Here is an 18792-nt window from a genome sequence, read left to right as displayed (position 1 = left end):
CGCGATCTCCCGTTACTTCGCGCCTTGCGGCGCAGCTGCGGCGCGGGCGAGATTGGCTTCATACTGATATTTGGCGGAGCGATATTGCTTCGGCCACGCGATGGAGTTGATGCCGATTTTCGCCGCCTCATGCAGCGCCCATGCCGGATCGGCAAGATGCGGTCGGGCCACGGCGCAGAGATCGGCGCGCCCGGCGGCGATGATCGAATTGGCATGATCAGCTTCCGAAATCGCACCGACGGCAATGGTCGGAATGTGGATTTCGTTGCGGATCTTGTCGGAGAACGGGGTCTGGAACAGGCGGCCATAAACCGGCTTTTCTTCCTTCCAGACCTGACCGGACGAACAGTCGATCAGATCCGCGCCTGCGGCCTTGAACATGTCGGCAAAGATCGCTGCATCTTCCGGCGTGTTGCCGCCTTCAAACCAGTCGTGACAGGAAAGACGAACCGAGATCGGCTTGTCCTGCGGCCAGACTTCGCGGATCGCGTGGAAGACTTCCAGCGGATAGCGCGCGCGGTTTTCATAACTGCCGCCATATTCATCCTCGCGCCGGTTGGTGAGCGGCGAGAGGAAGCTCGACAGAAGATAGCCATGCGCACAATGCAGCTCCAGCCAATCGACGCCCGCTTCTGCGGCGCGTTTGGTGGCGGCGACAAAGTCCGCTTTCACCCGGTCCATGTCTGCGCGGTCCATCGCCTTCGGCGTCTGGCTGTGCTTGAGATAGGGCAGGGCGGAAGCAGACAGAAGCGGCCATGAACCCTCTTCCAGCGGCTGGTCGATCCCTTCCCATGCAAGCTTGGTTGCGCCTTTGCGTCCGGCATGGCCGATCTGCATGCCAACCTTGGCATTGCTGTTGCTGTGAATAAACTCCACAACGCGTTTCCAGCCTTCGGCCTGCGCATCGTTCCAGATGCCGAGACAGCCGGGCGTGATCCGCGCGTCAGGTGATACGCAGGTCATTTCGGCAAAGACCAGCCCCGCGCCGCCCATGGCGCGGCTGCCGAGATGCACCATATGGAAATCGTCGATCAGGCCGTCGGTTGCGGAATACATGGCCATTGGCGATACGACGATGCGGTTTGGCAGCGTCACGCCGCGCAGCTTATAGGGCGTGAACATCGGCGGCAGGCAACGCTCGTCTTCCGTCACGTTCAACCCTTGCTTGCGGGCAAACCAGCGCTCATAGCCTTCGAGCCAGTTCTTGTCGCGCAGGCGCAGATTTTCGTGGCTGATGCGCTGTGAACGCGTCAGCATGGAATACATGAATTGTTCCGGCTCCAGCGTGTCGGCATAACGTTGGCCGACGACCTCGAACCATTCCATGGCGTTGCGCGCGGCGTTTTGAATGCGTGCGACATCGACCCGGCGGATTTCCTCATAGGCATGCAGGACTTCAGGAATGCCTTCCTTGCCGTGACCAAGCTTCTGGAACTGGTTGGCCAGTTCAATCGCGTCATCGATGGCAAGTTTGGTGCCCGAGCCGATGGCGAAATGCGCGGTATGGGCTGCGTCACCCATCAGAACCACATGGGAATTGCCGTTGAAGTGGCTCCATTTTCCGCAAATCAGGCGGTTGAAGTTCAGCCAGGCCGAGCCGCGCAAATGGCGCGCATTGGTCATCAGCGGCGCGCCTTCCAGCGTTTCCGCGAAAAGCTTCTCGCAGAAATCGATGGAGGCCGTCTGGTCCATCTGGTCCAGTCCATGCGCCAGATAGGCTTCCTCGGTGGTTTCGATGATGAAGGTCGAGGTCTTGTCGTCGAACTTGTAGATATGCGCCTGGAACCAGCCGTGATCGGTCTTGCGAAAGTCGAAGGTAAAGGCGTCGAACAGCTTTTCCGTGCCGAGCCAGATATAGCGATTGGGTCGCACGATCAGATCGGGCTCGAACACGTCTTCATAGCGATTGCGAATGCGGGAGTTCAGGCCGTCCGAAGCGATGATGAGATCGGCGTCGGGAAAATCGAGATCGCTTTCCACGTCGGTTTCAAACTGAAGCTTCACGCCCAGCGCTTCACAGCGCGCCTGAAGAATATTGAGCAGGCGCTTGCGCCCGATGCCGACAAAGCCATGACCGCTGGTGCGCTGGCGCGTGCCCTTGAACAGTACCTCGATATCGTCCCAGTGATTGAAGGCGTCCTGAATTTCGGCCGCACTTTCCGGGTCCCAGACCTTCATGGATTCCATGGTCGCGTCGGAAAACACGACGCCCCAGCCGAACGTGTCGTAAGGGCGGTTGCGCTCCACGACCGTAATGTCATGTTCGGGATGAAGCTTCTTCATCAGAAGGCCGAAATAAAGGCCGGCCGGACCTCCTCCAATACACACGATACGCATGTCGAGTTCCCTTTCCGATTTGCTGCCGACCGATATTTGCCGAACGGAGCCGGTTAATTATTTTAAGCTTAAAATATGATCGGGAGTTCTGGCGCGTCAAGCAAAAAAATCATAGTCTTTGCGGCATTGCCTCCGGGTGCAGAAAAAAGCGCCCAAACAGAAATATGCAAATGCAATAATTATAATCGTTCCGAAAAGCGCTATTGACACGGTTTAGAATTGGAAAATATGCTGATGCAAATGAATTGATATTCCGGCGAACGGAAAAGGGGAATTGTTATGGCGGAGCGCTCATTCGCCCGTGAGGTCGAGGATCTGAAGCTCGGCGAAGGCGATATTTTCAGCGGTGAAGGCATTCTCGCCATCACCAAGGCGCTGCTGCAATCGGGCGTTTCCTATGTCGGCGGCTATCAGGGCTCGCCGATTTCCCACCTCATGGACGTTCTCGCCGATGCGAAGGACGTGATGGAGGATCTGGGCGTCCATTTCGAATCGTCCGCATCGGAAGCCGCGGCTGCGGCGATGCTTTCCGCTTCCGTGATGTATCCGGTGCGCGGCGCCGTCACCTGGAAATCGACGGCTGGCACCAATGTCGCCTCCGATGCCTTGTCCAATCTCGCCTCGGGCGGTGTGACCGGCGGCGCGCTGGTCATCATCGGTGAGGATTACGGTGAAGGCTCCTCCATCATGCAGGAGCGCAGCCACGCCTATGCGATGAAATCGCAAATGTGGCTTTTGACGCCGCGCCCCAATCTGCCTTCGATCGTGGAAGCCGTTGAAAAAGGCTTCGAACTGTCGGAAGCCTCCAACACGCCGGTCATGTTGCAGGTGGGTATCCGCAGCTGCCATGTGCATGGTCAGTTTGTGGCGAAGGATAACAAGCGGCCCGCCCACACGCTGGCCGAAGCGCTGGAAAATCCGAGACGCGACGTCAATCGCATCGTCCTGCCGCCTGCATCTTTCCTGCACGAGAAGGAAAAGCTGGAGAAGCGCTGGCCCGCAGCCGTCGAGTTCGTCAAAGCCAATCGTCTCAATGAATATTTCGGCCCGCAAGAGGGCGATGTCGGCATCATCCTGCAAGGCGGGCTTTACAACAGCGCTATGCGCGCCTTGCAGCAAATGGGGCTGGCCGATGTTTACGGCGAAAGCCGGGTTCCTCTCTATGTGATGAATGTCGCCTATCCGATGATAGACGATGAAGTCATCGACTTCGTTGCGGGCAAAAAAGCTGTGGTGATGCTGGAGGAAGGCGCGCCTGAATATATCGAGCAGGCGCTGCATACGCTGCTGCGCCGCCGCGATATCCAGACAAAACTGTCCGGCAAGGATATGCTGCCGCTCGGCGGCGAATACACAACGCCTGTGCTTTTGAAAGGCCTGACGGCATTCTTCGATGCGCATGCGCCGCAATTGCTCGGCAACCGCCCGCCGCTGCCCGATCCATCGCCGGTCCTGGCCGATACGCGCGTCAAGGCGCTGGCGGAAGTGGTGCCGCCGCGCCCCGCCGGTTTCTGCACCGGTTGCCCGGAGCGCCCGATCTTCGCCGCCATGAAGCTGGTGGAAAAGGAGCTGGGCGAGCATCACGTGTCTGCCGACATCGGCTGCCACCTCTTTTCCATTCTGCCGCCGTTCAATATCGGCGGCACCACCATGGGTTACGGCCTTGGTCCGGCCTCGGCTTCCGCTTTCAACGTGCCTGCGGGCAAGCGCTCCATTTCGGTGATGGGCGATGGCGGCTTCTGGCACAACGGCCTTGCCACTTCGGTCGGCAACGCGGTCTTCAACAAGCAGGATGGCGTCATCCTCGTGGTCGACAATTATTATTCGTCGGCGACGGGCGGTCAGGACGTCATGTCCTCCAGAGCGATCAATCCGCGCCGCAAGACCAACAATTCCATCGTCGATGCGGTCAAGGGAATTGGCGCGGGCTGGGTTCGCCAGATTGACCACACCTATGACGTTGCAAAGATGCGCGACACGCTGAAGGAAGCGCTGACGACGGAAGAAAAAGGCCCGAAGATCATCGTGGCGTCGTCGGAATGCATGCTCAACAAGCAGCGCCGCGTGAAGCCGCAATTCGCCAAGGCCGTCAAGGACGGCAAGCGGATGGTCAAGCAGCGGTTCGGTGTCGATGAGGATGTGTGCACCGGCGATCACGCCTGCATTCGTCTGTCGGGTTGCCCTTCGCTTTCGGTGAAGCATACCGACGATCCGCTGAAGGACGATCCGGTCGCGGCCATCGACAATTCCTGCGTCGGCTGCGGCAATTGCGGTGAGGTTTCGGAAGCGGCTGTTCTGTGCCCGTCTTTCTATCGCGCCGATGTCATCCACAATCCGACGGGTTGGGACAAGTTCGTGCATCGCCTGCGCTCCGGTGTCATTGGCTGGCTGCAAAAGCGCCGCCGCGCGTCGCGCATTGTCTTTGCGGATTGAGGAACAGGCCATGTCTACATTGAACGCATCGCCGTCCGCTCTTCTTTCGCAGGACAAGCCTCTGTCGATTGCCATCCTCGCCATGGGCGGTCAGGGCGGCGGCGTTCTGGCCGACTGGGTTGTGGCGCTGGCGGAAAACAATGGCTTTGTCGCGCAGACAACTTCCGTGCCCGGCGTGGCGCAGAGAACCGGCGCAACGATTTATTATCTTGAGCTATTGCGGGCCCGAGAGGGTGCGAAGCCTATTCTGTCGCTGATGCCGACGCCCGGTGACGTCGATATCGTCATCGCGGCTGAACTGATGGAAGCGGGGCGCTCGGTGCTGCGCGGCCTCGTGACGCCGGACAAGACCTTGCTCATCACCTCCACCCATCGTTCCTTCGCGGTGGGCGAAAAGGAAAAGCCGGGCGACGGCACCGGCAATCCGGTGGTTGTAGAGGACGCGACGGCCTTTGCCGCCCGCAAGACCATTGCTTTCGACATGGAAGCGCTGGCTACCAAAAGTGGCAGTGTGGTGTCATCGGCTCTGTTCGGCGCGCTTGCGGCTTCCGGCGCTTTGCCTTTCGACAAGGCGGCTTTTGAAGCGACCATCAAGTCTGGCGGCAAGGGCATCGAGGCAAGTCTCAGAGCCTTTGAAGCTGCCTATCAGCGGGCGCTTGGCGGCGCGAATGACAAGCTGGCGGCAACGCCCGCAAAGCGGCTGGATCCTTTGCCAGAGCGGGCCGATCATCCAGCGCTGGACGCACTTATCAAACGCATTCGTAATGAATTTCCCGGCGGGTGCCATGCGATTCTCTTTGCGGGCATCAAGAAACTGACCGAGTTTCAGGACCCCGCCTATGCGGATGAATATCTGACCCGTTGCGCCGCAATGCTCAAGGCCGATCGCGATAATGGCGGTGCGGCGCATGGCTTTGCCTTCACCGAACAGGCGGCAAAATATGTCGCTGTCGCCATGGCCTATGACGATGTGGTCCGGGTGGCCGAGATCAAGGTGCGCGGCTCGCGCTTCGAGCGGGTTCGCAAGGAAATCGGTCTCAAGAAAGACCAGATCGCCTATACGACCGAATATATGCATCCGCGCATGGAAGAAGTGTGCGGCACCTTGCCGAAAGGCATCGGCGCATGGATCGAAAATCGCCCGAAGCTCTTTGCGTGGCTCGACAAGCGCATCAGCAAGGGGCGCCGGGTTAATACGGGAACGCTGTTCTGGTTCACCGGGCTTTATGTCGTGTCCGGCCTGCGTCGTTTCCGGCGCGGCAGCTTGCGCCATCAGCGTGAGGTTGAACATCGTGAAGCCTGGCTGGCGAAGGCATTGGCCGCCTTGCCCAAGAGCTATGATCTCGCGGTCGAGGTTCTTGGCTGCCGCCGTCTGGTCAAGGGCTATTCCGATACGCATTCGCGTGGTCTGTCGAAATTCGACCGCGTCCTATCCGCTTTGCCTGTTCTAAGCGAGCGGGATGATGGCGCGGCTTGGCTGCGGCGTCTGCGGCAAGCTGCCCTGCTGGACGAACAGGGTATCGCGCTCGATGGCGCGCTGAAGACAATCGCGACGCTCTGATCAAAGAGCGCAGCGCATCGCAAAGATGCCGGAATCGACATGTTCGACATGAAACGTCGGCGTGCACGAGGACGCGCGCCGTACTTTCAAAGAAAAGGGGAAAGCTATGTCTCAAGCCCAGAGCGTAGTCGCGCCGGCTATTGCCGGAAAGGAAATATCGGCAGCCAAAAGCCTGCTCGTCGTCGGCCTGTGCTGGCTTGCAATTTTCGCGGAAGGCTATGATGTCGGTGTCATCGGAGCCATTCTGCCCGCTTTGTCGGTCGATCCGGTCTGGCAACTGACGCCGATAGAGCTTGGCGCCATCGGAAGCTATACGGTGATCGGCATGCTGATCGGCGGCATTCTTGCAGGCACGCTGAGCGAGCTTCATGGACGCAAACCGCTGTTCATCGCCTGCATCACCCTGTTCTCGCTGTGCATGATCGTCAGCGCCATGGCGCCGTCCGCGTTCATCTTCGGATTGAGCCGGTTCATTTCGGGCATCGGTCTTGGCGGGATTATTCCGGTCGCCGCCGCGCTGACCGTGGAATATTCCCCGGTCAAGAAGAAGAGCTTCAATTACGGTCTCATGTATTCGGGCTATTCGATGGGGTTGCTTGCCGCAGCGCTGTGCGGTCGCGGCTTTCTTGAAGCGCATGGCTGGCGCACCATCGTTTTGATTGGCGCGGTGCCGTTGCTGTTCGTTCCGATCTTCCTCGCATTCCTGCCGGAAAGCGTGGAATCGCTGGTCCAGCGCGGCAAGCATGATGCGGCGCGCAAGACGGCGCAGCGCATGGGCGTCGGCGTTCCGGCGGCGATTGTCCGCAAGCATGGCAAGGTTGGCTGGCGCACGGTGTTCAGTGAAATCTTCTCCCCGAAAAAGGCGTTTGAAACCGCCTGCTTCTGGATCGCGCTCTTTATGGGGTTGCTGCTGGTCTATGGTCTCGCGCAGTGGCTGCCGCAGATCATGCGTAAGAACGGCTATGATCTCGGCAACAGCCTGCTGTTCCTCGCAGTCTTCAGTCTCAGCTCGGCAATCGGCGGTATTGTGCTTGGCACCTGGGCGGACCGTTTCGGCGTGCGCCGCACGGTCGCCTGTTCCTATGCGCTGGGTGCGCTTGGCATTGTAGCTCTTGCCTTCAAGGGCTCGCTGCTGATGAACTATGTGTTTGTGGCAATTGCAGGTTTCGGCACCGTGTCGGCATCGCTGGTTCTCACAGGCTTCCTGGCGCAGCGGCTCGATTCCTCGATCCGCTCCGCCGGAACTGGCTGGGCGCTAAGCTTCTCGCGCATTGGTGCGCTGTCGGGTCCGCTTCTGGGCGGCTTGATCGCAAGCCTCAATGTTGGCCCGCAGTGGAACTTCTACATCTTTGCTATCGTCGCCGCTTTGGCAGCTGTGGCGACCGCGCTGATCCCGTCACGCTCGACGGACTAGAGCGGTTCCGGTTAAAACGGAATCGTGGAACCGCTCTATCTATTTGTTTTTACGCATTATCCTACGCAAACCGCTACGCACTTTGCTGGAAATGCTCCAAGCAACAAAAAAGCCGATCCGCTCTCAAAAGCGGATCGGCTTTTTATTCAGCATAATTTCAAAGTTCGTTTTTACGGATATTGCGCAGCATTTTCTGCAAGGTGCCGACAAAGGCGCGGTGCTCGTCCTCATCAATACCCTCAAACAACTGCAACAGCAGGTCATACATAGTCGGCCATGCTTCGTTGAAGATGTTGCGTCCTTCTTCGGTCATCGAAATATCGCGGATGCGCATATCTTCGGCACGCGCCTGACGGCGGATATAACCCTGTTCTTCAAGCGAATCGAGCGTGCGGCTCATCGTCGATTGTTCGGTGACGGTAAAGACCGCCAGCTCGTTGATCGTGGCCGAAGGCGTGACACTCAGCACGGCGAGCGTGCGCAATTTGACCGTCGTGATCTGGCGGTCTTTGAGGGCTTCCGCAAGATTTGCGTTATAGCGGGCCATCAGGCGGTTCATCAGGTAGGGCGCAAAACTGTTCAGGCCGATCTCGCCCAGCGAACGCGCGGGGTTCTCCTCCTGATGCTCGGAAGCCAGAACCGTACCCGAGAAGCGTTCCTCCATGAATTCCCTCGTCATCGATCATGGTTGCAAATGTCGTGCTACGCACTCTCATCGGTGTTAATATCGGTTGCGCAAAGATGCCAGTGAAAAGCGAGCCTAAAGCGACAATCGCATCGACCTTCGCGTCCACTCCGACCATCAGATCGCAGCTTGGTATCAGGGGCAGAGGAATTTAACAGCGCGGCTTTCGGGATCGCACAGCGTATCGATCACGTTGCAATGATGCGTGCCGTCAATTTCCCAGGCGCTGGTCTCGATTCCGGATCCGTACCAGATGTTTGCCAGCAGTGCATTTTGACGCCTGAATTCCATCAGTTCACCGCCCCCGACGCAGCAATGGACAGCAATCTCCGCGCGCGGGTGCTGGAGAGCGGCGCTTTCCGCGACGGCTTCCGCCGCATCCATCTGGAAAATATCGTTCATTGCGGTTTTGAGAAGCGGGCGCAGATCGTGCAGCCCGCTGATGGAAAGCACCCGCCTGATCCGCTCGGTCGTTGCCGCCGCAATGGGTGCGTTTTCGCACGCCATGCGGCTCACCAGATGGCCTCCGGCTGAATGCCCGGTCAAGGCGATCTCGCCGTCCACTTCTTCAGCCAGTCGGTCGATGAAGCGGCCGATTTCCAGCGTGATGCCTGAAATGCGCGTTTCCGGGCAAAGCGTATAGCTTGGCATGGCCACGCGATAGCCGCGTTTAAGAGCGCCTTGCGCCAGATGCGACCAGAAGCTTTTGTCCAGCCCCTTCCAATAGCCGCCATGAACATAGACGAGCGTACCCTTGGCCGTCCCTTGCGGCAGGAAGAGGTCGTAATGGTTGCGCGAACCCTCGGCATAGGCGATGTCGGGTATCAAACGACCCTGATCGCGCATTTTCTTGCGAAAGCTGGAGGCCAGTTCCGTCCAGCGCGGCGGATAGCTGGCGGAACCGCTGATGGCCTTCATATTGTCATAGGCGGTATCGAAGTCTTGAAGCACTGAATTCTCCTGCGTGTTTCCTGCGTGAAGCCGCGTCAGGCGCGGGCTTCGCTTGCTGCCTGCGCACGCAGGGCGGAGCGCTGCAATTTTCCGGATTCCGTCTTGGGCAGGCTGGAAACCCAGCATATCAGGCGCGGATATTTATAAGGTGCGAGTTCGCTTTTGACATGGCGTTGCAATGTTTCCTGCAAACTCGCATCGCCATTGTAGCCCTCGTTCAGCACCACATAGGCCTTCACGACGCAGCCGCGTTCCTCATCCGGCGCCGCCACCACACCGCATTCCGCCACGGCGGGATGCGCGAGCAGGCTGGCTTCGACCTCCGGTCCGGCAATATTGTATCCCGCGGAAACGATCATGTCATCATTGCGCGCCTGATACCAGAAATAGCCGTCCTCATCCATGACATAGGTATCGCCGGTGATGTTCCAGCCGTTCTCGACATATTTGGTCTGGCGCGGGTCTGCCAGATATTTGCAGCCGAGCGGCCCGCGAACGGCGAGGCGTCCGGGCGTGCCGGGCGGGCATTCCTGCCCGTTGTCGTCAATCACACGCGCTTCATAGCCGGGGACAGGCTTGCCGGTCGCGCCGGGGCGAATATCGTTTTCGGGCGCGGAGATGAAGATATGCAGCATTTCCGTTGCACCGATGCCGTCTGACAGCGAAAGCCCGGTCGCGCGCTTCCATGCTTCGAAAGTGGGGAGCGGCAGGGCTTCACCGGCTGAAACACATTTGCGCAGCGAGGAAAGATCATACTGATCGATCTTCGAAAGCATGGCGCGATAAGCGGTTGGCGCGGTGAAACAGACAGTCGGCTTATATTCGCCGATTGCGAGCGCCAGATCATGCGGCGCGGTTTTTGCCGGAAGCACCGTGGAAGCGCCGATCCTGAAGGGAAACAGAACCAGCCCGCCAAGACCGAATGTGAAAGCGAGCGGCGGCGAGCCGATGAAGATGTCGTCTTCTGTCGCGTCCAAAATGTGATGCGCATAGCAGTCGCAGACGATCAGCAGGTCGCGATGGAAATGGATCGTCGCCTTCGGCAATCCGGTGGTGCCCGATGTGAAGCCGAGCAGGCACGGATCATCCGCCCGTGTCGCCACTGCCGCGAAATCGCTGGATGCATCGGCCAACAAGGCGCCAAGCTCGCCGCCTGCATTGCCTTCCCAGGTCACCAGTGTCTTGACGAAACTGGTCTGCGCCATCGCATTTTGCATTTCGCCAATCAGCGCGTGATCGCAAAAGGCGATGCTGATTTCGGCCTTGTCGATGATCTGGACCAGCTCGCGGGCGCGCAACAGCGGCATGGTCGCGACGACGACACCGCCTGCCTTGATGATCGCCAGATAAAGCGCAATCTTGGTCGGGTTGTTGCCCGAACGGATCATGACGCGATTGCCGGTTTTCATGCCGAGCTTGTCAGTCAGCACATTGGCGATTCTGTTGATCATGGCGGCAAGATCGCGATAGGTCCAGCGCACGCCCGGCGCCTGCAAGGCAATCCGGTCGCCTTTGACGTTCGCCAGATGCGCATCCACCAGTTCATAGGTCGCGTTCAGCTGTTCCGGGTAGCCGAGCTCTTCGAGATTGATGATATCCGGTAGAAGTTCCGCAGCCGGGAGATTATCCAGAACGAATGTGTCCACATGAGCGCTGGGGTGCATGCTCGTCTCCTGTCAATGCCAGTAATTTGCGTTTGCCTGCAGGTTCAAACGTGCAAGTAACGTTCCTTGATGTCGGGGGTGTTCAGAAGGGCGGCGTTGTCGCCGCTCCACACCACACGGCCTTTCTCGATGACCACGTGACGGTCGGCAAAGCGCGCCAGCGCATCGACATTCTTGTCGATGACGAGGATCGCCTCGCCCTCATCCTTGATGTTGCGCAGGCAGGACCAGATTTCTTCGCGCATCAGCGGCGACAGGCCTTCCGTCGCCTCGTCCAGCACCACCATTTTCGGATTGGTCATCAGGGCGCGGCCAACCGCCAGCATCTGCTGCTCGCCGCCGGAAAGCTGGTTGCCCATGTTGCGCCGCCGCTCCTTCAGGCGCGGGAACATCCGATAGATGCTCTCCAGCGTCCATTTGGACGAGCGGGCATCCGAGCGCCGGGTGGCCAACAGGTTTTCCTCAACGCTAAGCGTTGGAAATATCTGCCGTCCTTCCGGCACCAGACCCAGCCCCTCGCGGGCAATTGCGTGGGGCGGTTTGCCGGTCACGTCATGGCCATTGACGAAAACCTTGCCGCCCTTGGGCGGCAGCAAGCCGAAGATCGACTTGATGGTTGTCGTCTTGCCCATGCCGTTTCTGCCGAGGATCGTAACGACCTCTCCCGCTCCGACTTCAAAGTCGATGCCAAAGAGAATGCGGGACTGGCCATAGGCGTTCTGCAGTCCTTCGACTTTCAGCATCATGCAGCCTCCTCTTCGCCGAGATAGGCGGCGCGCACGTCCTGGTCGGAGCGCACGGCGGCGGGTGTTCCCGATGCGATGACGCGCCCGTAGACAAGCACGCTCACCTGATCGGCCAGCGAGAAAACCGCATCCATGTCATGCTCGATCAGAACCAGCGTATGGGTCTGTCGCAAGGAGCGCATCAGCTCGACAAGCACCACGGATTCCTCGTGGCTGGTGCCAGCCAGCGGCTCATCGAGCAACAGCATCTGCGCCTCTGTGGCGAGCGCGATGGCAATCTCAAGCTGACGCTTTTCGCCATGCGACAGCGCCCCCACCCGGCGATGGGCGCGGTCGTCCAGCCGCACCCGGGCAAGTGCTGCCATGGCTTGTTCGTTGATCCCGGCTTCCTTGCTTGCCGCCTGAAAGAAGCGGAAGCTTGAACCGGACCGCGCCTGAACGGCCAGCGCAACGTTTTCCAGCACGCTGAAACCTTCCAGAACCGAGGTTATCTGGAACGAGCGCGCAAGGCCCAAGTGAACACGCGCGGGCATGGCGAGACTGGAAATGTCGCGACCATCAAAGACGACCGAGCCACGATCGCTTTTCAGATTGCCCGAAAGCTGGTGGATCAGCGTCGTCTTGCCTGCGCCGTTCGGGCCGATCAGCGCGTGAATTTCGCCACGTTTGACGGTAAGATTGACGCCGTCCGTAACCTTGAGCGCGCCGAAGCTCTTGTGCAGGTCATGGACCTGAAGAAGTTCATCCGACATCGGAACCTCCACGCAGCTTGCGGATCAGCCCGCCGATGCCATCGCGGCTGAAAAGCACGACGAGAACGAGGAAAAGACCGAGACCGAGTTTCCAGTGCTCGGAGAAATGCGCCAATACTTCTTCCAGCACGATGAAGGCGGTTGCGCCGAGGACTGGGCCGATCAGCGTGCCCATGCCGCCCAGCACCACCATGACGATCAGCTCGCCGGAGCGCTGCCAGCTCATGAAGGCAGGCGAAACGAACTGGATCTGGTTGGCCAGCAGCACACCGGCAATCGCCGCCGCCACACCGGCGATGACATAGGCGGTGAGCTGAAACGAGAAGGGCGAGAAGCCGATGGCGCGCATGCGCACCGGATTATCCCGCGTTCCGCGCAGCACGCGACCGAACCGTGAATGCACCAGCATACGGAAGGTGAGAAACGCGCCGACTAGCAGCGCCAGCACGAAATAGAACAGCACCAGATTGCTGGAAAGCAGCGTATTGCCGAACAACGTCGAGCGTGTGGACAGCGTCATGCCGTCGTCGCCGCCAAAGGCCGACAGGGAAACCATGAAGAAGAAGGCCATTTGTCCGAAGGCCAGCGTGATCATGATGAAATAGACGCCGCTGGTTCGAAGCGAAATATAGCCGGTGACGAGCGCGAAGAGCGCTGCGGCAATAATGGCCGCGAGCAGCTGCAGGATCAGATCGTCGATGCCATAGCTGGAGAGGATGCCGACCGCGTAAGCGCCGATCCCGATATAGGCGGCATGGCCAAAGGAAACGAGCGCGCCGTAACCCATGATGAAGTTGAGCGAAAGCGCTGCCAGCGCAAAGATCATGATGCGGGTGACGATCACCAGAAGAAAGCTGTCGCCGAGAGCGGACGCGAGAAGCGGAACGATTGCAAAGGCGGCGAAGACCAGCCACGGGCCTGCATCCAGCAAAGGCGACGGTCGGTTTTTGACCTTTTCCGGCATGGCGGTATCGCGGGCGCTGTTATGGGTAATCTCGCTCATCGCGTTCCTCCCTGTGCCGGGAAGAGACCGGTCGGGCGGAAATAGAGCACGGCTGCCATCAGAATATAGGTGAGCATCGGCACCAGCGTGCGGCCCATCTGGGAGGCGGCGGCAGGATCAAGCAGATTGCGAAGCAGCATCGGCCCGAAGGTGCGGCCCAGCGTATCGACAAGACCCACGGCAATGGCCGCAACAAAAGCGCCGCGCACGGAACCGACGCCGCCGATCACGATGACGACGAAGGTGAGGATCAGGATGGAATCCCCCATGCCCGGATCGACCGAGAGGATGGGGGAGACCATGCCGCCGGCAAAACCGGCAAGCATTGCGCCCAATCCGAACACCACCATGAACAGGCGGCGGATATTGATGCCAAGCGCCGAAACCATGTCGCCATTGGTTGCCCCGGCGCGCAGCAACATGCCGATGCGCGTGTGATTGACGAGGACATAGAGACCTGCCGCCGTCAGAAGGCCAGCCCCGATGATCAGCAGGCGATAGACGGGATAACGCAGATTTCCAAAAAGCTGGATGGAACCGGAGAGCGATTCCGGCATCGGCACGCTGAGCGGCGCTGCACCCCAGATGATCTTGACCAGTTCATTCACAATCAGGATCAGTCCGAAGGTTGCCAGAACCTGATCGAGATGGCTGCGTTCGTATAATCGTCGAAAGACCAGCACTTCCAGCACGATGCCGATCACGAGCGTGACGGGGAGGGCGATCAGGATGCCGTAGAAGAAACTGCCGGTCATGGCAGTGAAACTCGCCGTCAGATAGGCACCGACCATGTAAAGCACGCCATGCGCCAGATTGATCAGGTCCATGACGCCGAAGATCAGCGTTAGCCCGGCGGCGACGAGAAAGAGCAAAATACCGAACTGAATCCCGTTAAGGGACTGCAGCAGAAAAAGATTGAGCATGGGGGATGTCCGGAACTCGTTGTACTGAAGCCCGGTTCACGCCAGACGGGCTGGCGTGACCTGTTTCAGACTTGGAAATTGAGAAGACTGGGCTCATCGGAGCGCCCTTCTTCCACCGGGTTACATCTTGCATTGCGCGGCGTAATTGTCCTTGTAGTCGTTGAAGACCGTTTCAACATAGGACGTGGCGAACTGGCCGTCGTCGCGCTTGACGACTTTGGTCAGGTAGAAATTCTGGATCGGAAAGTGGTTGTCGCCAAAGCTGAACTCACCGCGCGGCGAGGTGAATTTCGCCTCCTTCATGGCCGCGCGCAAGGCGTCCTTGTCGGCGATATTGCCATTGACCTGCTTGACCGCCGCATCGATCAGCATGGCTGCGTCATAGGCCTGCACGGCAAAGGTCGCCGGAATGCGCTTGAACTTGGCTTCATAGGCGGCGGCGAATTCCTTGGCGGGTGCTGAATCGAGATCCGGCGCCCAGTTCGAACCGGCGAAGAAGCCGACCGCCGCATCCTGCTGCGCGGGCAGGGTCGTCTCGTCCACGGTGAATGCGGAGAGGAACGGCGTGCCTTCAAGACCGGCCTGACGATATTGCTTGACGAAATTCACACCCATGCCGCCGGGCAGGAAGGCATAGACCGCATCCGGCTGTTCAGCGGCGATCTGGGCCAGTTCCGCCGAATAATCCAGCTGGCCGAGCGGCACATAGATTTCCTGCGCGACTTCGTTCTTGTAGGAATGCTTGAAACCGGCGAGCGCGTCCTTGCCTGCCTGATAGTTCGGGGCAATCAGGAACACGCGCTGGTAATTCTGCTTTTCGGCATATTTGCCGGAAACTTCATGCATCTGGTCGTTCTGATAGGAGGTGACGAACAGATTGGCGTTGCAGTCCTTGCCAGCCAGATTGGACGTGCCCGCATTGGTCGAGATCAGGAATGCGCCGGATTCGGTTGCCGGCTTGACGATGGCGTTGAGCACGTTGGAGAAAATCGGCCCGATGACGAAATCCACCTTGTCGCGCTGGATCATCTGCTGAACCTTGTTGACGCCGATATCCGGCTTCTGTTCATCGTCCTGGATGATGATTTCCGCATCGAGGCCGCCGAGCTTGTTGCCCAGCTTCTCCATGGCAAGCAGGAAGCCGTCGCGGGATTGTTCGCCCAGCAAAGCCGATGGTCCGCTGAGCGTATAGATCAAACCGATCTTGATCTTGCCGTCTTCGGCCTGCGCGGTTCCGGTTAGCATGGTTGCGGCGAGCAGCGCCAAGGCCGCTTTCGTCGAAATTTTCATTGTTCCACCTCGATTGCAGATTTTTGCTTTGTTTTCTTATTCTTTCGCATTGTCCGATGCCGGAAATGCTTGTTACCCGGCAGATGTACTCCCATACCTCTGCCGGGTGGATGCATTATTCTGCTGGCGCGGGCAAAAATTCAACCTCATGAGCCGGTGCAACGCGAACTATTTCAGCCGGATCACCGACATTGTTGATGCGAACGAACAGGTCCCAGAGTTTTGCGGTCGGCGAAACCCAGAAAACGCATTTCACCGGCTGTTCGGTCTTGTTGAAAATGCCGTGCGACACGTTGCGCGGCAGGCAGACGAGATCGCCAGCCTCAGCAACGGCTTCCTTGCCGTCGAGCAGCAGGTCGAAGCGGCCTTCCAGCACATAGATGAATTCTTCCTGCGTGGTGTGGATATGCGGCGGAACGAAGGTGCCGGGAGGGAAGGTTGCGTGCCACGACATGGAGCTTTCGCAGACATGCTTGGGCACATAGGTCTGGCCCAGAATGTGCCAGACAACACTGTCCACGGAGGAGCCGGATTTGGTCACGCCAGCTGGAAGATCAGTCACTTTGATTCCCCTTTACAATATTACCGATGCAAGTTTTCAGGCGGTCGCCCGGGTCACTTCCCGGTTGACCTGCTGTGTTGAAAAGCCAGCCTTTGCGGCATAGCCGCGAACGATTGCCTCGCGCTCGGCAAAGCTGATAACGCCATCCAGATCGACAACACCGGACGGTGCGCGCCGTTCGACCTCATCGATGACGCCTTCGGGACCGCCCAGCCGGTTGAGCCGGACGATTTCCGCAGTCGCGGGCAGGCGGATGGCCTGATAGGCGGCAAGCGCTGCGCGACCGTGTTCGGCGGCGGCCAGATGATCGGCCAGCGTGCGGGCGTCGATGATGGCCTGGCTCGCGCCATTCGATCCGACCGGATACATCGGATGGGCGGCGTCGCCGATCAGCGCCACGCGGCCATCGGTCCACCAACGGGCGGGATCGCGGTCGCACATCGGATATTCGAAGAATGTGTCGGTGGCGCGCACCAAAGCGGCGAGATCCACGACATTGATGCCGAACTTCTCGACATGCGGCATCAGCTCTTCATGCGTGCCGCGACGGCTCCAGTCCTCGCGCTTCGGCGCAGGCGATCCGTCGGCGCCCGGACGATAGGTGACGACCCAGTTGTTAAGGATTTTGCCGGGCGTGGTGCCCCTGGCTATCGGATAAAGCACCAGCTTGTAGGTAAAGCCGCCCGCAACAATCATGGTGCGACCGTCAAGGAATGGGTCGCTTTCCACCGCACCGCGCCACATCATGACGCCGTTCCATTTGAGCCCGGCTTCGTTCGGGAACATCTGATGCCGGATGACGGAGTGAATACCGTCTGCGCCGATGACAATGTCGCCGGTTGCCGAGGCGATCTTCGATCCTTCGGCGAAATGCACCGTCGCCGAACCTTCGCTCTGGGCATAGCCGACGCAGCGCTGGTTGGCGACGATGGCGTCTGGGCCGAGACGTTCGATCACGGCGTCATAAAGCAGTTTCTGCAAATAGCCGCGATGAATGGAAAACTGCGGCACATCATAGCCTGCATCCACGCCGCGCGGTTCGCGCCAGATTTCCTGACCCTGCCGTGTGGCGTAAATCAGTTCACGGGTGCGGATGCCGGTGGCGTCGAGAGCGGGCAGTAGACCAATCTCGGCCAGTTCGCGGATGGCGTGCGGTAGCACATTGATGCCAACGCCCAATTCGCGAACTTCAGGTGCTGCTTCGAAAATCTGGCAGTCGATGCCCCGTGCATGCAGCATCAGTGCCATGGTGAGGCCGCCAATGCCTCCTCCGACGATTATCGCTTTCATTCGCGGTTCCCTTTTTCGTGGCTGCTCTACGGCGCCTGGGACCAACGATAAAAGCGGGAACGATGCTGTCTATCACCAAAACGCCATGCCTAACAGGAAACCGCCAGAAACATGCTTTCGAGCAAAATTATCGCGATGCTTGCGCTCTGGGCACAGCGTGATACTTTAATCTTAAAATAAAATGCTCTCTAAATGAGATACGGGGAATATCGTGATGCCGACTACGAGCTATATGCACCGGCTTTCGCCGTCCATCGATTCGTTCCAGAACACCATGTCCGGCCTGCTCCGGCCTTGCCGCATCTCGAAGAAATCCAGCCGGACCTATCGCACGGAAGTTGCTCACGGGCGCATGCGGCCCTTCGGCCTGACGGCGATCCGCATTGGCGGTCATGCCCGCATCGAGGTGGACGCGCATAACGATATGACCTTGTTGCAGGTTCCGTTGCAGGGCATCTTCGTTTCACGCGACCGGCGCGGTGACGAACTGTTGTATCAGTCGGGCTTGAATGCCCAGCTTGTCGATGCGCATTCGGCCATCGATCTCGAGTTTCACCCGTCCACGCGCATGCTGATCTTCAGCCTGAACGATACCCAGATCGATATTCTGGGCGGTAAGGAATTTATCGAGCAGTTTACCCATAACAAGCGGGTCGTGTCGTTTGATACGCCGGTCGGCCATGCCTTCTATCATCTGGCGCATTTCGTGATGAACGAGATCGAGAAGGACAAGGAAGCCTTCTTCCATGGCGGACTGTCGGAGCGGCTGGAAGACAGTTTGATGGCGTCGCTTGCGGCGGCGCTCGATACGCAGCCGCGCGCAAGACCGTTGATGAGCGCGGTGCCGAGCTATGTCCAGCGTGCTGAAAAATTCATGCTCGACAATCTCGACAAGCAACTGACCTTGCAGGAGCTGGTCGACGCAACGGGCACCAGTGCCCGCACCTTGCACCGCACCTTCCGCAGTGTTCGGGGCAATACGCCGCTCGGCGTGTTCAAGAATATGCGGCTGGACAAGGTCCATGCGGAACTTGCCCGGGGATATGCCGGACCCGGCGATATTACGCGTATCGCCATGGCCTGGGCTTTCAACCATATGGGCCTGTTCTCAGCCGATTATCGCCAGCGCTTCGGCTATCTTCCGTCCGAAACCGTGCGCCGCGCGCAGTAAGGCCTGTATC

15 protein-coding genes are annotated in these 18792 nt (G+C 59.0%); 4 read left to right on the top strand and 11 right to left on the bottom strand.

Annotated elements, in window-relative coordinates:
• Window positions 1–12: 12 nt before the first annotated feature.
• A complete protein-coding gene (locus JAU75_RS11865; protein ID WP_199056720.1) occupies window positions 13–2337 on the bottom strand; it encodes a bifunctional salicylyl-CoA 5-hydroxylase/oxidoreductase in 2325 nt (774 codons plus the stop codon).
• A 279-nt stretch (window positions 2338–2616) separates the two neighbouring features.
• Here JAU75_RS11865 and JAU75_RS11860 point away from each other — a divergent pair, with 279 nt between their 5' ends.
• The 3 genes from JAU75_RS11860 (at window position 2617) to JAU75_RS11850 (ending at window position 7745) form a co-directional block, all read left to right on the top strand.
• A complete protein-coding gene (locus JAU75_RS11860; protein WP_199056719.1) occupies window positions 2617–4770 on the top strand; it encodes an indolepyruvate ferredoxin oxidoreductase subunit alpha in 2154 nt (717 codons plus the stop codon).
• Between the two features lie 10 nt (window positions 4771–4780).
• A complete protein-coding gene (locus tag JAU75_RS11855; RefSeq protein WP_199056718.1) occupies window positions 4781–6331 on the top strand; it encodes an indolepyruvate oxidoreductase subunit beta family protein in 1551 nt (516 codons plus the stop codon).
• Window positions 6332–6437: 106 nt separating this feature from the next.
• Window positions 6438–7745, top strand: a complete 1308-nt coding sequence (locus tag JAU75_RS11850; RefSeq protein ID WP_199056717.1) for an MFS transporter — start codon at window positions 6438–6440, stop codon at window positions 7743–7745.
• 157 nt (window positions 7746–7902) lie between these two features.
• On the opposite strand, the gene JAU75_RS11845 is transcribed toward JAU75_RS11850, so the two are convergent.
• The 10 genes from JAU75_RS11845 to JAU75_RS11800 form a co-directional block, all read right to left on the bottom strand.
• Complete coding sequence (locus JAU75_RS11845; RefSeq protein ID WP_199056716.1) at window positions 7903–8409, bottom strand: MarR family transcriptional regulator; 507 nt, start codon at window positions 8407–8409, stop codon at window positions 7903–7905.
• A 156-nt stretch (window positions 8410–8565) separates the two neighbouring features.
• A complete protein-coding gene (locus JAU75_RS11840; RefSeq protein ID WP_199056715.1) occupies window positions 8566–9381 on the bottom strand; it encodes an alpha/beta hydrolase in 816 nt (271 codons plus the stop codon).
• A 35-nt stretch (window positions 9382–9416) separates the two neighbouring features.
• Window positions 9417–11045 carry a benzoate-CoA ligase family protein gene (locus JAU75_RS11835; protein ID WP_199056714.1) on the bottom strand — a complete coding sequence of 543 codons (1629 nt, stop codon included), beginning with the start codon at window positions 11043–11045 and terminating at the stop codon, window positions 9417–9419.
• Window positions 11046–11089: 44 nt separating this feature from the next.
• Entirely contained in the window at window positions 11090–11788 is a 699-nt protein-coding gene (locus tag JAU75_RS11830) for an ABC transporter ATP-binding protein (RefSeq protein WP_105544357.1), read from the bottom strand.
• Window positions 11788–12543, bottom strand: coding sequence for an ABC transporter ATP-binding protein (locus tag JAU75_RS11825; protein WP_199056713.1), 756 nt, complete (start codon window positions 12541–12543; stop codon window positions 11788–11790). The genes JAU75_RS11830 and JAU75_RS11825 overlap by 1 nt, the downstream gene beginning before the upstream one ends.
• Window positions 12533–13546 (bottom strand): branched-chain amino acid ABC transporter permease, encoded by a 1014-nt coding sequence (locus JAU75_RS11820; RefSeq protein WP_199056712.1) that lies wholly within the window; start codon window positions 13544–13546, stop codon window positions 12533–12535. The genes JAU75_RS11825 and JAU75_RS11820 overlap by 11 nt, the downstream gene beginning before the upstream one ends.
• The gene (locus JAU75_RS11815; RefSeq protein WP_199056711.1) at window positions 13543–14469 is read right to left on the bottom strand and encodes a branched-chain amino acid ABC transporter permease; all 927 of its coding nucleotides are present in this window, start codon (window positions 14467–14469) and stop codon (window positions 13543–13545) included. Before JAU75_RS11815 ends, JAU75_RS11820 begins: the two co-directional genes overlap by 4 nt.
• Before the next feature lie 120 nt (window positions 14470–14589).
• Window positions 14590–15759, bottom strand: coding sequence for an ABC transporter substrate-binding protein (locus tag JAU75_RS11810; protein ID WP_199056710.1), 1170 nt, complete (start codon window positions 15757–15759; stop codon window positions 14590–14592).
• 115 nt (window positions 15760–15874) lie between these two features.
• Window positions 15875–16321, bottom strand: coding sequence for a cupin domain-containing protein (locus JAU75_RS11805; protein ID WP_199056709.1), 447 nt, complete (start codon window positions 16319–16321; stop codon window positions 15875–15877).
• A 36-nt stretch (window positions 16322–16357) separates the two neighbouring features.
• Window positions 16358–17611 (bottom strand): flavin-dependent oxidoreductase, encoded by a 1254-nt coding sequence (locus JAU75_RS11800; protein WP_199056708.1) that lies wholly within the window; start codon window positions 17609–17611, stop codon window positions 16358–16360.
• Window positions 17612–17825: 214 nt separating this feature from the next.
• Here JAU75_RS11800 and JAU75_RS11795 point away from each other — a divergent pair, with 214 nt between their 5' ends.
• Window positions 17826–18782, top strand: a complete 957-nt coding sequence (locus JAU75_RS11795; protein ID WP_199056707.1) for an AraC family transcriptional regulator — start codon at window positions 17826–17828, stop codon at window positions 18780–18782.
• Window positions 18783–18792 lie beyond the last annotated feature (10 nt).

Origin of the sequence: Ochrobactrum sp. Q0168 (genome assembly GCF_016427605.1) — a bacterium.
Lineage (GTDB): Bacteria > Pseudomonadota > Alphaproteobacteria > Rhizobiales > Rhizobiaceae > Brucella.
The sequence above is the reverse complement of the archived record's forward strand: the minus strand, read 5'-3'. Positions and strand labels throughout refer to the sequence as shown.

What these genes read in the sequence shown, in the direction of transcription:
- JAU75_RS11865 (WP_199056720.1), bottom strand. Translation starts at nt 2,337, where the DNA reads ATGCGTATCGTGTGTATTGGAGGAGGTCCGGCCGGCCTTTATTTCGGC.
- JAU75_RS11860 (WP_199056719.1), top strand. Translation starts at nt 2,617, where the DNA reads ATGGCGGAGCGCTCATTCGCCCGTGAGGTCGAGGATCTGAAGCTCGGC.
- JAU75_RS11855 (WP_199056718.1), top strand. Translation starts at nt 4,781, where the DNA reads ATGTCTACATTGAACGCATCGCCGTCCGCTCTTCTTTCGCAGGACAAG.
- JAU75_RS11850 (WP_199056717.1), top strand. Translation starts at nt 6,438, where the DNA reads ATGTCTCAAGCCCAGAGCGTAGTCGCGCCGGCTATTGCCGGAAAGGAA.
- JAU75_RS11845 (WP_199056716.1), bottom strand. Translation starts at nt 8,409, where the DNA reads ATGGAGGAACGCTTCTCGGGTACGGTTCTGGCTTCCGAGCATCAGGAG.
- JAU75_RS11835 (WP_199056714.1), bottom strand. Translation starts at nt 11,045, where the DNA reads ATGCACCCCAGCGCTCATGTGGACACATTCGTTCTGGATAATCTCCCG.
- JAU75_RS11830 (WP_105544357.1), bottom strand. Translation starts at nt 11,788, where the DNA reads ATGCTGAAAGTCGAAGGACTGCAGAACGCCTATGGCCAGTCCCGCATT.
- JAU75_RS11825 (WP_199056713.1), bottom strand. Translation starts at nt 12,543, where the DNA reads ATGTCGGATGAACTTCTTCAGGTCCATGACCTGCACAAGAGCTTCGGC.
- JAU75_RS11820 (WP_199056712.1), bottom strand. Translation starts at nt 13,546, where the DNA reads ATGAGCGAGATTACCCATAACAGCGCCCGCGATACCGCCATGCCGGAA.
- JAU75_RS11815 (WP_199056711.1), bottom strand. Translation starts at nt 14,469, where the DNA reads ATGCTCAATCTTTTTCTGCTGCAGTCCCTTAACGGGATTCAGTTCGGT.
- JAU75_RS11810 (WP_199056710.1), bottom strand. Translation starts at nt 15,759, where the DNA reads ATGAAAATTTCGACGAAAGCGGCCTTGGCGCTGCTCGCCGCAACCATG.
- JAU75_RS11800 (WP_199056708.1), bottom strand. Translation starts at nt 17,611, where the DNA reads ATGAAAGCGATAATCGTCGGAGGAGGCATTGGCGGCCTCACCATGGCA.
- JAU75_RS11795 (WP_199056707.1), top strand. Translation starts at nt 17,826, where the DNA reads ATGCCGACTACGAGCTATATGCACCGGCTTTCGCCGTCCATCGATTCG.